Source organism: Gemmatimonadaceae bacterium (assembly GCA_036273715.1).
Lineage (GTDB): Bacteria > Gemmatimonadota > Gemmatimonadetes > Gemmatimonadales > Gemmatimonadaceae > JADGGM01.
This window is the reverse complement of the sequence record DASUHB010000062.1, coordinates 71,967-84,486: the sequence shown is the minus strand read 5'-3', so window position 1 is coordinate 84,486 and position 12,520 is coordinate 71,967. Positions and strand designations below refer to the sequence as shown.

At 67.1% G+C, this 12,520-nt stretch carries 13 protein-coding genes; 7 read left to right on the top strand and 6 right to left on the bottom strand.

Annotation, left to right across the window (positions count from 1 at the left end; translation table 11 throughout):
- Positions 1-205 precede the first annotated feature (205 nt).
- Positions 206-718 (top strand): class I SAM-dependent methyltransferase, encoded by a 513-nt coding sequence (locus VFW04_13090; GenBank protein ID HEX5180262.1) that lies wholly within the window; start codon positions 206-208, stop codon positions 716-718.
- On the opposite strand, the gene VFW04_13085 is transcribed toward VFW04_13090, so the two are convergent.
- Positions 690-2,798 (bottom strand): formyltransferase family protein, encoded by a 2,109-nt coding sequence (locus VFW04_13085; protein HEX5180261.1) that lies wholly within the window; start codon positions 2,796-2,798, stop codon positions 690-692. The two genes, VFW04_13090 and VFW04_13085, sit on opposite strands and share 29 nt — an antisense overlap.
- Before the next feature lie 165 nt (positions 2,799-2,963).
- Here VFW04_13085 and VFW04_13080 point away from each other — a divergent pair, with 165 nt between their 5' ends.
- The 4 genes from VFW04_13080 (at position 2,964) to VFW04_13065 (ending at position 8,170) form a co-directional block, all read left to right on the top strand.
- Positions 2,964-3,467 carry a VOC family protein gene (locus VFW04_13080; protein HEX5180260.1) on the top strand — a complete coding sequence of 168 codons (504 nt, stop codon included), beginning with the start codon at positions 2,964-2,966 and terminating at the stop codon, positions 3,465-3,467.
- A 97-nt stretch (positions 3,468-3,564) separates the two neighbouring features.
- The gene (locus VFW04_13075) at positions 3,565-6,267 is read left to right on the top strand and encodes a prolyl oligopeptidase family serine peptidase (protein ID HEX5180259.1); all 2,703 of its coding nucleotides are present in this window, start codon (positions 3,565-3,567) and stop codon (positions 6,265-6,267) included.
- 69 nt (positions 6,268-6,336) lie between these two features.
- Positions 6,337-7,710: a serine hydrolase domain-containing protein gene (locus tag VFW04_13070; protein HEX5180258.1), complete on the top strand. Its 1,374-nt coding sequence runs from the start codon at positions 6,337-6,339 to the stop codon at positions 7,708-7,710.
- A gap of 112 nt (positions 7,711-7,822) precedes the next feature.
- On the top strand, positions 7,823-8,170 hold the full coding sequence (locus VFW04_13065; protein ID HEX5180257.1) for a hypothetical protein: 348 nt from the start codon (positions 7,823-7,825) through the stop codon (positions 8,168-8,170).
- A 75-nt stretch (positions 8,171-8,245) separates the two neighbouring features.
- Here the strand turns inward: VFW04_13065 and VFW04_13060 are convergent, their stop codons facing one another.
- From VFW04_13060 to VFW04_13050, 3 genes are all read right to left on the bottom strand, one after another.
- Positions 8,246-8,623 carry a hypothetical protein gene (locus VFW04_13060; GenBank protein HEX5180256.1) on the bottom strand — a complete coding sequence of 126 codons (378 nt, stop codon included), beginning with the start codon at positions 8,621-8,623 and terminating at the stop codon, positions 8,246-8,248.
- Between the two features lie 143 nt (positions 8,624-8,766).
- Positions 8,767-9,267, bottom strand: a complete 501-nt coding sequence (locus tag VFW04_13055; protein HEX5180255.1) for a vitamin K epoxide reductase family protein — start codon at positions 9,265-9,267, stop codon at positions 8,767-8,769.
- Positions 9,264-10,031 carry a thioredoxin domain-containing protein gene (locus VFW04_13050; GenBank protein HEX5180254.1) on the bottom strand — a complete coding sequence of 256 codons (768 nt, stop codon included), beginning with the start codon at positions 10,029-10,031 and terminating at the stop codon, positions 9,264-9,266. Before VFW04_13050 ends, VFW04_13055 begins: the two co-directional genes overlap by 4 nt.
- A gap of 142 nt (positions 10,032-10,173) precedes the next feature.
- On the opposite strand from VFW04_13050, the gene VFW04_13045 reads away from it, so the two are divergent.
- Positions 10,174-11,010, top strand: coding sequence for an alpha/beta hydrolase (locus VFW04_13045; protein HEX5180253.1), 837 nt, complete (start codon positions 10,174-10,176; stop codon positions 11,008-11,010).
- 103 nt (positions 11,011-11,113) lie between these two features.
- Entirely contained in the window at positions 11,114-11,404 is a 291-nt protein-coding gene (locus VFW04_13040; GenBank protein HEX5180252.1) for a hypothetical protein, read from the top strand.
- A 21-nt stretch (positions 11,405-11,425) separates the two neighbouring features.
- Here the strand turns inward: VFW04_13040 and VFW04_13035 are convergent, their stop codons facing one another.
- Both VFW04_13035 and VFW04_13030 read right to left on the bottom strand, forming a co-directional pair.
- Entirely contained in the window at positions 11,426-11,905 is a 480-nt protein-coding gene (locus tag VFW04_13035; GenBank protein HEX5180251.1) for a hypothetical protein, read from the bottom strand.
- A complete protein-coding gene (locus VFW04_13030) occupies positions 11,906-12,430 on the bottom strand; it encodes a CDP-alcohol phosphatidyltransferase family protein (protein ID HEX5180250.1) in 525 nt (174 codons plus the stop codon).
- Positions 12,431-12,520 lie beyond the last annotated feature (90 nt).

Here is a 12,520-nt window from a genome sequence, read left to right as displayed (position 1 = left end):
CGATAAGCATGTGGCAGCGCGCCGTGTCACACAATGGCCGCGCCGCGCGCGTCCACTTGCTCGACACGCGCGACGCTGTTTTCATTGCCACACGCTAACCGGAGGAACCCTGAGCGCCCGCCGTCGGTTCGATCGCACCTATTACGACCGCTGGTATCGCGACCCGCGTCATCGCGTCGCGACGCCTGCGGAAATCGGCCGTCGTGTGGCACTCGCCATCGGCATCACGGAATGGGTCCTGGGCCGCGCCGTGCGTCGCGTGCTCGACGTCGGCTGCGGCGAAGCGCTGTGGCGGGCGCCGATGATCGCGCTCCGACCGGCGCTCGCGTATCACGGCGTGGACCCGAGCGAGTACGTCGTCCGGCGTTATGGACGGCGCCGCGGCATCCGGTTGGGGTCGTTCGGCGCACTCGGCGCGCTGCGACTCGGGCGCGCGTACGATCTCATCATCTGCGCCGACGTGCTCCACTACGTGGCGGCCGCCGACGTGCGGGCGGGGCTGGCCGAGGTCGTGGCGCGGTTAGGCGGCGTGGCGTACCTGCCGGTGGTCACGTCATCGGACGACGTGGAGGGCGACGTGCGCGGTCTGGTGCGCCGCCCGCCGGCGTGGCATCGGGCGCGTTTTCGCGAGGCCGGGCTCGTTCCGATCGGGCTCGAATGTTACGTGCGCCGCGATGCGCTCGACGGCCTCACGGCGCTGGAACGCTGGCAGGCGTGAGCCGTCCGAGATGGGCCGCGAGGAGCGCGCGCAGCTCGTCGTGCATCGCGAAGTACTGCCGGCCGGCGTCGGCCGCCTGCGGACACGACGGCGGCAGCGCGCCGTGCTCCACCACCCACCGCACCACTTCGCCTAACGCAAGAATCTGCGCCCGGTCCACACGGTCGCGCAGCGCGCCCACATCCCCGGCGCCGGCGATGTCCACGGGGCGGAACAGGATGATGTGTCCGGTGTCGACACCCCGGTCCACGACGTGGACCGTGCAGCCCGTGGGGACCCCGGTGAACGCGCTCCACTCGGCGACGTTCATCCCGCGCATCGGTGGCAGCAGTCCCATGTGTACGTTGAGCGTGCCGAGGCGCGGGATTGCGAGCATCGGATCCCGCACGATGCCGAAGCCCGCGCACACGAACACGTCGGCGTCGAGCGCGCGCAAGGCGGCCAGATCCGCCGGGTCGTCGAGCGACGTGAAGCGAACGACCGGAATGCCGCGTTTCGCGCAATAGGCGGCGGCCGGCTCGTGGCTCGCGTCCAATGGTGCGGCCTTGTGCGACGCGGTGTCGGCGACGGCGCTCGCGGCGGTGCGACCTCCCGCAGCGCGGCGCAGGAAGCCACCGATGCCGTGCTCCCTGATATAGGCTGCGATGCGCTCGCGCCGCGACTCGTCGTGTGTGTTCCGGATGATCACGCCATCCGGCGCGAAGCCCCATGACCGCCACGATTCCGCGAACTGCGCCACCTTGCGGCTGCGTTCCTCGGCCAGGAGGACCACGCGCGGCCGCCTAACGGAAGATGCGCCCGGCGTCGGCGCCGGCAGCGTTCGCGGCACGTCGGCCGGGATCTCGAGCGTCGCGCCCGCGGCGCGGCACGGGAGCGTCATCGCGGCGAGCACGCGCGTCTTCGCGAGCAGCGCGTCGATGAAGAACTTGGCTGCCCAATTCGGAATCGCGAGCTCGATGTATTTCCCCCACATCGGATCCGAGCCGGCGACGCCGCCGCGCACGGAGGGATTGCTCGAGCGCATCACCTGCGCGCGCTTCACCAGGTCGATCGAACGCAGGGCCGCGTTCACGAGCGCGGGGTCGCCCTCGATGCGATGCAACGCGAGCCAGATGAGCGCCATCTGCGCGTTTCCCGTTAGGCAGGCATACGAGGCGGCGGGTCGCCACCGCGCGTCCAGCCGCCCGGGCAGCCACTTCGAGAGGCCGAGACGCCGGGCCACCGCGCGCGCCGCGCGGCGCGCCACCGACATGCCGCGCGCATCGTTCAGGATGTGCGACATCATCAGCACACCCCAGATCGTGTAGGCAATGGTATGGGTCACGGCAGCGCGCTCGCCGGATCCATCGTCGAAGCCGCAGTCGTCGATCCAACCCGTGGAGTCGTCGACGTGCGACAGCACCCACTGGAGGTGGCGCCGCGCCGCCTCGAGATACCGCTGGTCACCCGTGTGCGCGCCGAACTCGGCCACCCAGCAGCCCGCGTGCGCCATGTAGGTATACGTGCGGCCGGAGCCGTAGAGATGGCGTCGCCATGCGCCGTCCGGATCCTGCTCCGCGACCAACCAGTCGGCGGCGCGCGTCGCGGCGCGGAGGACCGTTTCATCGCCGGTCGCGCGATGCCACGACGTGAGGCCGTTGAGGATCTGGGCCGAGTTGAAGATGGATGGCGTGTCCCGATTCTGGGCGATCTCCATGCCCGGGAAACCGCCGCACTCGAGCTGCACGCCTAACAGAAACTCGATGCATCGCTGCGCCCGCGCGTGAAATCCGGCCAGCCGCGCCTCGGCTTCGAGCGCCAAGAACGTGGGCACGATGTAGCCGGTCGTCTCGGGATACGATGACGACCAGCCCCGTCCCAGATGATATCGGCCCGACACGCCGCCATCGGACTGCGCGTCCTGCGCGCGGGCCAGCCAGCCCGCGGCCTGCTCGAGGTGCTCGCGATCCGTTAGGCGCTGCTCCTCGTTGCGGGCGCGGTGCATGGCGCCGCCGCTAAGCGCCGCCAGCGTCGCCGGATGCCACGCCCTGGCGGCGAGCACGACGTCGCTCAGACGACGCACGGTCGAGATGATTTCCATGTCGATGTCAGCGCTCCGCGCGCGTCATCGCGACGCGCCGGGCCCGGATCAAGCAATTCCGCGGCCAGCGCGTCCGCCTGCTTGCCCGGCCGGAGCGACTAGTTTTGGCACATTGTCGTTGCAAACCGAAGTCACCCTTCCAGGCCGTCTGGCGGCGGAGGCACAATGATCACGACTCAAAGAATAAGCCCGTGCCTGTGGTTCGCGGACCAGGCAGAAGAGGCCGCGCGGTTCTACGTGCGCGTGTTCAAGAATTCGAAGATCACGATGATCACCCACTACGGCGAGGCAGGCAAGGAGGTGCACGGCCGGCCCGCGGGCTCGGTCCTCACCGTCTCATTCGAGCTCGATGGCCAGTCGTTCATGGCGCTCAACGGCGGGCCCGTGTTCACGTTCAATGAAGCCGTCTCGCTCATCGTCAGCTGCGATTCGCAGGAGGAGATCGACTACTACTGGGCCGAGTTGTCCAAGGGCGGCGACCCGAAGGCGCAGCAGTGCGGCTGGCTCAAGGATCGGTACGGTCTCTCCTGGCAGATCGTCCCCCGGGACATTGCCGCGTACTACCGGGATGAAAAGTCGGCCGGAGCGGCCAGGGCAATGAACGCGATGTTGGGCATGAAGAAGATCGACATGGCGGCCATGCAGCGGGCGTACGAGGGCAAGTCCTGACGACGTCGGGCGAGCGGCAGGACCACCCTGGCCAACCGGTGTGCGTGGGCCGATCTTCGTGCTGCGGTACCACGAATGCCCTCGTCCAGGACCCCCTATGCGCATCACCGTCTCGCACCAATTCAGGTTCGCATCGCCGCTCGCCGCGCTCGTCCTGTTCGCTGCGCTCCCGTCCGTTGGACGCGGCCAAACCACCGTCGCCCAACGGAACGACGCGGCAGCGCCGGCGTCGGACGACGCCATCCTCGCCGCGGAGCACTACGTTAGGCCGCCGGCGGCGATCGAGCGGCTGGTGACCGCGCCGCGCGACAACGACGTGACGCTCGAGTCGGCCACGCAGAGCCCGACGCATCGCTGGTTCTTCAAGCTGGTGCCGGCGGGCATGCCCAGCGTCCAGACCTTCGGCAAGCCGCATTACTACCTCGGCGAGCTGCAAGTGGACTACGAGGCCAACCGCTCCCGCGCGCTCACCGACCGCGGCGGCGCCAAGCTCGAGCTCATCGACGGCCTAACGGGCGCCGTGCGCACGATCGAGGCGCCGGCGGGCGCCACCATGAGCAGCGCCGAGTGGTCGCCCGACGGCGCGCGCATCGCCTTTATCGCCAACTTCGAGACGGCGACGCGCCTCTACGTCGCCGACGTCGCATCGGGAAAGTCGCATGCGGTCGGACAGGCGCCGCTCCTCGCGACGCTGGTCACCGAGCCGCAGTGGACGGCCGACGGCAAAAGCCTCGTGGCCGTCATTCTCCCGGAAGCACGCAAGCCGCCGCCGGTGCGCCCCGCGATCGCCACCGGCCCCGAAGTCCGCATCACCGACGGCCAGAAAGACAAGACCCGCGTCTACGCGACGCTGCTGCAGACGCCATACGACGAAGCGCTGCTCGAGTACTACATCACCGGCCAGCTCGCGGTGATCGACGCCGCCTCGGGCGCCGTGCACCGCATCGGCGCGCCCGCGATGATCGACGCGGTCGATCCGTCGCCCGATGGGAAATACTTCCGCATCACGCTGATTCAGAAACCGTTCTCGTACATAGTTCCGCTCAGCAGCTTCGCGCGCGTCGAGGAGCTGTGGGATGCCTCGGGTCGCACGGTGGCGCGCCTCGCGGCCCAGCCGGCACGCCTCACCGACGACCGCGACGACCTCACGCCGGCGGAACGCGAGGCGTCGGACACCGTCTCGCGCGATTTCACGTGGCTTCCCGACGGCTCGGGGCTCGCGTTCCTCAAGCAGGATCCGTCGCCTAACGGTGGCGCGTCCGATTCGTCAGCCGCCGAAGAACGCGGCGGCGCCGCCGCCGGCCGCGTGCGCCGCAAGGATCACCTGTACGCGTGGGCGCCGCCCTACGACTCGGCCAGCCGGCGGCAACTGTTCGCGAGCGACGCGCGCATCGCGAGCGTCCTCTTCTCCGACGACGCCAAGATGGCCTTCGTCGCCGAGAACACCGGCGGCACCGGTCACGTCTACGCCGTGTACTTCGCGCAACCCGACAAGAAGTACACCATCTGGCGGCTGCACGGGCTCAACGCCACCGTCGGGACGACCCGTCGCGGGTTCTTCGGCGGCGCCCGCGGCGGAAATGGCGCCGACTCCGTGACGTTCTACGAGAATCCCGGCTCGATCATGACCGCGCGCGGTCGGTTAGGCGGCGAAATCGCGCTGCTCTCGCCCGATGGCGCGTCGGCGTATCTGCAGGGCATCCGCTACGATCGCGACTGGGAGCACCACGCGCCGCGCGGCTTCGTCGATCGCGTCGACATTCGCACCGGCAGCAAAACGCCGATCTTCGATGCCGATTCCGCCGGCTTCGCGACGGTGACGGCGGTGATGGACGACAGCCTGACGAAGCTGATCGTCGAGCGCCAATCGAGCACGACGGTGCCGCAGTCGTATCTGTGGGACGCCAGGGGCGCGACGCGCAAGCTGACGAACAACATCGACTACACGCCCGAGCTCACGCACGCGGTGCACAAGCGGATCTGGGTGACGCGCGCCGACGGCTATCGGTTCCTGGTCAACCTCACGCTGCCCGATGATTACAAGGACGGCACCCGGCTGCCCACGCTGTTCTGGTTCTATCCCTACGAGTACACCGATCAGGGCGGCTATCTCCGCACGCTGCGCACCGAGAACATCGAGCAGTTTCCGCGCTCGCAACCGCGCACCATCGAGTACATGATCACGCAGGGCTATGCGGTGGCGGACTTCGACCCGCCCATCGTCGGCGCGCAGGGACGCATGAACGACAATTACGTCTCCGATCTGCAGGCCGATCTCTACGCGGTGATCGACGAGTTGGATCGCGCCGGCTACATCGACCGGACGAAGCTGGCGATCGGCGGCCACAGCTACGGCGCATTCAGCACCGTGAACGCGATGGTGCACACGCCGTTCTTCAAGGCCGGCATCGCCGGCGACGGCATGTACAACCGGTCGCTCACGCCTAACGGATTCCAGAACGAGCGGCGCGACTTCTGGGACGGTCAGAAAACCTATCTGGACATGTCGCCGTTCATGTACGCCGACAAATTGAGCGGCGCGCTGCTCATGTACCATTCGCTCGAAGATCAGAACGTCGGCACCGCGCTCGAGAGCTCGGTGCGCATGCTCCACGCGCTCCAGGGACTCGGCAAGACCGCGGCGTTGTACATGTATCCGTACGAGGACCACGGTCCGCTCACGCGCGAGACGGTGCTCGACCAGTGGGCGCGCTGGGTCGCGTGGCTCGATAAATACGTGAAGAACGCGCCGGCATCATCCGGCACACCCGAAGTGAAGGCGCTCACCGGGTCGCGCTGAGCGGCGCGCATCCGTTCCCGTTTCTCGATCTCAACCGATTCGATCATGCGATTTCGTTTCGTTTGTCTGGTGACGCTCTGTGTCGGCGGCGCGGCGGCTGCGCCCGCCGTCGCGCAGGACGCCGGCCGACTGCCCGCCCAGGTCGACTCGATCGCCACCGCCGTGCTCGCCGCGACCGGCGTCCCGAGCGCATCCGTGGCTATCGTTAGGCACGGCGCCATCGCGTACGTGCACGCTTACGGCAAGGCGAAGCTGGACCGAGAGACGCCGGCCGATACCACGATGCGGTACGCCATCGGGTCCATCAGCAAGCAATTCACCGCCGCCGCGATCCTGTTGTTGACGCAGCAGCACAAGGTGTCGCTCGACGACCCGGTATCGCGGTTCGTGCCAGGCTTGTCTCGCGGCAACGAGGTCACGGTGCGGGAGCTGCTCTCGCACACGTCCGGGTATCAGGATTTCTGGCCGCAGGACTACGTGCCGCCCAGCATGGAGAAGCCCACCACGCCCCAGCAGATCATCGACCGGTGGGCCAAGCAGCCGCTCGACTTCGAGCCGGGCACCAAGTGGCAGTACAGCAACACGAACTTCATCATCGCGGGTCTCATCGTCCAGAAGGCGAGCGGCACGCCGTTCACGAAATTCATCCATACGCGCATTCTCGACCCGCTCGGCCTCACGACCGCGGTGGATTTCGATGCGCTCGGCCCGTCGGCGGCGCAGCCCATCGGATACATGCGCTACGGCCTCGGGCCGTTGCGGCCCTCGACGCCCACGGGTCCGGGCTGGATGTTCGGCGCCGGCGAGCTGGCCATGACGCCGACCGACCTCGCGAAGTGGGACATCTCGATGATCAAGCAGTCGCTGTTGTCCCCGGCCTCGTACAAGGCCATGGAAACGACGGTGCTGCTCAAGAACGGCGTCAGCTCCGGTTATGGGTTAGGCGTGGAGGTGGGACAGGTGGGCGGCCACCGCATGATCTCGCACTCCGGCGAAGTCTCGGGCTTCACGGCGGAGAACATGGTGTTCCCCGACGACAGCGCCGCGATCGTGGTGCTGACCAACCAGGATGCCGCCCCCGCGTCCGGCGCCATCGCGCAGCAGGTCTCGCGCGTGCTGTTCACCACCGAGGATGCGATGACGGCCGAGCGGACGGCGCGCGCCCGGAGCATCTTCGAGGGACTGCAGAAGGGCACGGTGGACCGCTCGGTGTTCACGCCCGATGCGAACGCGTACTTCAGCGCCGCGGCGCTGCAGGATTTCGCGACGGGCCTCGCTCCCTTAGGCGCGCCGACGGGCTTCGTGCAGATCGGGCAGACGAACCGCGGCGGCATGATCGAGCGCGTGTATCGCGTCACGGTCCAGGGACGCGTGCTGCGCGTCTGGACGTACGAGATGCCTAACGGCCAGCTCGAGCAGTACCAGGTGGCCCCGGCGAGCTAGCGCCGCGTGCGGAGCGCTCGGCCAGGCGAGCGCTCCGGCGGGCCATTGTGCCCGCGGCGAAATTTGCGCAGCCTTGAGTGGACCGCTCGAACGCCGCTCTGCCCGCACCGCCATGCCCGATCCCCGCCGCCCGACACCGCCCTTCATTTTGTCGCCCGACCTCCGCGAACGCCTGCGCCCGGATCTCGACTTCGAGGCGTTCGAGCGCCTGCTCACCGTGCTCCCCGAACAGGCGCGTCAGCTCCTCCTCCGGCTCGCCGCTCGCCAGCCCGACCTGCTCGCCATCTGGGAAGCTGCCCCCGCGCTCCGCGCCGAGGAACGCGGCGTGGACACGCGATCCGAACAGTACCGGAACCCACGCCTCCAGATGCACGTGGTTCCCCGGCTCGAGGATGTGTCGCTCTCCGATCCCGTTTTGCAGCGCATGCTGCGCGACGTGCTGCCGCCGAAGACGAAGTAGCGCGACCGCCGGATGCACGACGGCCCGCCGGAGGGCGGGCCGTCGGTGCTTCCGTCGCTGCCTAACGAGCGGCGCTCATGCACGCCGCATCGCACGCAACCGTCCATCCGAGGCGTCGTCCAGGCGCAGCGGCGGACGCGCCGGCTCCTCGTCGCGCACCGCTTCCGCCGGACGCCGGCGATACTGCACCAGGTCTTCGCCCAACGTGACGAGCGCCCGCGTCACTACCGTGCTCGCCAACGGCTCGGGAATACCCATCACGCGCACATAGCTCTCGATCGCGCGGTCGAACGGCAGATCCTCGGCTAACGTGTCCACGAACATCATGGCGTTGTCCACGTGCGCCCGAATCACCGACTCCTCAGCGCGCGCCTGCGCCAGCCGCAACCGCTTCTCGGCCGCTGCGTTCAACTTGCGCGCGAATATGCGTTCAGGAAACAGCGTGCCCAGCATGGAATGCTCCGACGGTGGAATGGAGAAGCCGCCATCAGCGGCGGCCCGGGAACCCTCGACCTCCCGTTCAAGCAGAGATCGTACCAACCGAGCCCCTGTCAAAATATGACGTACGGAGGGGCCCGCTGGATTCATCGACGGCGCTAGCCGCGAATTGGCCCGCTCCCAGACGGTGCGGCGGGCGCCGCGTTCTGCGCATCGAAACGTTCCTCGCGATCCACGCGCCGCGCGCGTGCCAGTTCGGCAAGGCTGGCGACGAAGATCAGCGCCATGATCGTGGCGGACGTGACACACCAAATGCAGATCGCGTGGATCACGAACAACTCTTTCGACGTCAGCCACGCGGAAAAGAGGACACTCCACGCCGAGAGCGCCACGAGCAACAACGCAACCTGTCGCTCGAGCGTGTCGCGCTGCAGAGAGACCAGCGCGAGCACGAGCAGCACCACGTAGCTCGCCAGCCCCCAAGCGGCAACCGGCAGTCCGAGAAACATTGCCCAACGAGACGTGTTCACACGCTCGCATGAGCCGACGTTGCATACGAGCTGGCCGATCACACCGACCTTGAACAACGTGAGATACAACGCGATGAGCGCGCCGACGAGCGCCAGCAGCGCGATGATCAGCCGCGCACTGCGTGTCACGGCGTGGCGCTCGCTTGCTTCGTCACCGAGCTGTCGGCGTGCGACGCCGCCTTGGCCTCCATCGCCGCCGTGTCGACATACGCCTTGAACATGTCGTACGGAATCGCGCCGGGAATCTGCTTGGTGCCGATGACGAACGTCGGCGTCGAGTTCACCCCGCGCCGCACGCCCTCATCGTGGTTGGCTTTGATCTCCGGCAGATGCTTCTGCGAGTCGTAGCACGAGTTCCAGGTGCTCATGTCCAGGCCCAACGCCTTCGCGTACGTCGCGAACACGCTCTTGGGGTTGCTCTCGCTGCTCCAGTCGGGTTGGCCCTGGAAGAGTTTGTCGTGCATCTCCCAGAACTTATGCTGATCGCCCGCGCACGCCGCCGCGTTGCTCGCCGCAACGGAGTTCGAGAACTCGCCGATAGGAAAATCGAAGTACCGATAGCTCGCGAGACCCGCGTCCACGATTCGCTTGCGCACATCGGGTTCGGTGATCGTCGCGAATTCCGCGCAGTGCGGACACTCGAAGTCGGCAAACTCGAGCACCTGCACCGGCGCGTTGGGGTTGCCGAGCAGGTGGCCTTCGGCCTTTACCGGTGTGATGGCAACGTTTGCGATCGACGGGCGCGACGCGTCACTATGCTGCGCCGTTCGTGCAATCAACGCGATGCCGACCACCGCGACGACGGCCAGCCCGATATAGAACGGTTTGAGTGAGGCCGCCCGCTGCGTGCGGACGACATTCGACCGCTGTGCGCGGGCGCTTTTCTGTGACATGACCGTGAACTCGCTTTAGACAGGGCTGAAAGCTAGCGTCGCGTCCGGATGTGAGGTACCAGGCGGACCCGTCAAGGTCCTGATATCTTGTCCCGCGCGTTCTTCTCCACCCACCGAAGAGAGGAGTCCCATCGATCCGGACGTGATACGTGTGCCCGCCGGCCCCGGCGCTCTGCACGTCGAGCGATACGGCCACGGCGGACGCGCCGTGATGCTGGTACACGGCTTCGCGACGTCGAGTTTCGTGTGGCGCGTCGTGGGGCCGCTACTGGCAGCGGCCGGGCACACCGCGTACGCCGTCGACCTGTTGGGCTACGGGGAATCGGACCGTCCGCTCGAGGCCAATTACTCGATCGCCGCGCAGGCAGAGTACCTGGACCGGGCGCTTGCCGCGCTCCGCGTACCCCGCGCCGCCCTCGTTGGGCTCGGTGTCGGCGGTGGCATCGTGCAGCGACTGACGCTTCGGCACCCGGCGCGTGTGGATGGTCTGGTGCTCGTTAACAGTGTCGCGTTCGGCGACTGTCCGGGGCGTGACGTGCGCACCGTGCAGCTCGGCACGGCGCGTTTCGCGCTGCGTGTGGCGCACGGTGTGCTCGGGGCGGCACCGTTGCTGCGACGTGTCCTGGAAGACAGCGTGGCTCGAAAGGAAACGATGCCCGCGCGTTTGGTGGCACGGTATCTCGCACCGTATGTCGGCCCCGAGGGTGTCACGCACCTGCTCACGATCGCTCGCGCGCTCAAGGCGGACGACGTCGAAGAGCTCGATCTGTCGCTGATTCGTGCACCGGTGGCGATCGTTTGGGGCGAGGAACAGCCCTGGCTCGACAGCGGTTTACCTGAGCGGCTGCAGGCCGCAATCGCCGGAAGCAGCTTGTTGCGTTTTCACGGCATCGGCGCGCTCGTGCCGGAAGAGAACCCGGATGCGCTGGCACATGTCGTTTTGGAGCTGCTCGATCGCCAACGGTCAGCCGCGTCGTAACGTAACGTATGGGGAGCCCAATGAATTCGGCATCCGACGCGCGAGAGCTTCAATCCTCGCGCGGAGCACAATATATTTCCTTCACTTCAGCCAACAGGATTGAATGGCAAAACAGCGCAATCGTCGCCGTGAGACCCCTGCACCAACACCATTCGAACAGGCACGCGACGAATTATTTCAACACATCATGCGGTGTGGCGTGATACAGGCGGTTCCGGAGCATCAGGAAGAGTGGTTCCACGATACCATGCCGTACTTGCAGGACCGCTACCCAGAATTGTCGGACGGCCAGCTTTCTGAACTGCGCACCCTCGGCACGAGGTTCTGCCGGCCTCCAAAAGCGAAAACCGAAGGCGAGACCAACGAACCCGCAGACGCGGTTTCCGCTGCTTGATCTTTGGGCTCGGCGCGACGGCTACCGGCCGACACGACGTGTCGCCCGGAACCCGACGCCGAGCCGAAGACCGCCGCCAAATCCTCCTTCGGCGAAGGGCACCACGCCGCCCCAATTCGGCCCTTCGACGCCGATGACCGCGATGATGGTCCCGCGCCAATCGCCGATCTTGTCGTAGCGCAGGCCAAGCCCGCCGCCCGCATACGGCGCCCAACGCATTCGAAAATTCGGATCCAGCAGGAAGCGTCCGACCAAATCGGCCCGCGCGCTGAAACCCGTGCGCCCGTGCACCGATGACTCACCGCCGGCAAGCGTCAGGCCGACTCGCACGTTGGTCGACGCTGGCTTGCTCATTTCGACGCCCGCCTGCACTGCGGTGATAGTCGAGACCATGACGTCGAAGCGTGCGCCCGCTTGAAGTCCTGATGCACGCTGCGCGGATATGGGCGCCGACACTCCCGTCCAGACCAGAAACGCCGCTGCCGCGATGCGCGCCTGCATTCACGACCGAACGCGCTGGCGGTGCAACACGAGGGTGTAGTCTGCGATCGCCGCCGCGGACGCAACGGCAAGGAGCGGTATCAGTGCCGGGAAGGCGGAGGGCCACAGCAACAGTGCAAACAACGCAGCGAGCTGCAGCACGGTCACGACCTTCCCCGGCCATCGAGCCTTGAAGGCGCGCGGATCGAGGCCGGGCAGCAGATACGCGACGATGAATCCGATTGCTGTCGCCAGATCACGCGAAATGACGATGACGAACTCCCCGGCCGTCACCGCTCCCTCGATCACGAATGCCGAGATCGCGATCAGCACGAACGTCTTGTCGGCGATGGGATCGAGCAACGCACCGAGTTGCGATGTTTGTCCGCGGCGTGCGAGCCAGCCGTCGAGGAAATCGGTGAGGGACGCGAGCCCAACGAGCGCCACACGCGCCGAGCGACCGTCGACGAGCAGGAACGCCGCCGCCAGCGGGAGACGTGCGAGCGACAGGAGATTCGGAACCGTCAGGACGCGAGACGAAGTCACGGTGAGTCAACTTAGAGCAGGTGGGACATCGCTTCCAGGCGGTGAGGACTGCGGTTCACACGACGGAACGTTCGATCCGGGGGTTTCGCA

What these genes read in the sequence shown, in the direction of transcription:
- VFW04_13060 (HEX5180256.1), bottom strand. Translation starts at nt 8,623, where the DNA reads ATGCTGGGCACGCTGTTTCCTGAACGCATATTCGCGCGCAAGTTGAAC.
- VFW04_13050 (HEX5180254.1), bottom strand. Translation starts at nt 10,031, where the DNA reads ATGTCACAGAAAAGCGCCCGCGCACAGCGGTCGAATGTCGTCCGCACG.
- VFW04_13080 (HEX5180260.1), top strand. Translation starts at nt 2,964, where the DNA reads ATGATCACGACTCAAAGAATAAGCCCGTGCCTGTGGTTCGCGGACCAG.
- VFW04_13065 (HEX5180257.1), top strand. Translation starts at nt 7,823, where the DNA reads ATGCCCGATCCCCGCCGCCCGACACCGCCCTTCATTTTGTCGCCCGAC.
- VFW04_13040 (HEX5180252.1), top strand. Translation starts at nt 11,114, where the DNA reads ATGGCAAAACAGCGCAATCGTCGCCGTGAGACCCCTGCACCAACACCA.
- VFW04_13035 (HEX5180251.1), bottom strand. Translation starts at nt 11,905, where the DNA reads ATGCAGGCGCGCATCGCGGCAGCGGCGTTTCTGGTCTGGACGGGAGTG.
- VFW04_13075 (HEX5180259.1), top strand. Translation starts at nt 3,565, where the DNA reads ATGCGCATCACCGTCTCGCACCAATTCAGGTTCGCATCGCCGCTCGCC.
- VFW04_13085 (HEX5180261.1), bottom strand. Translation starts at nt 2,798, where the DNA reads ATGGAAATCATCTCGACCGTGCGTCGTCTGAGCGACGTCGTGCTCGCC.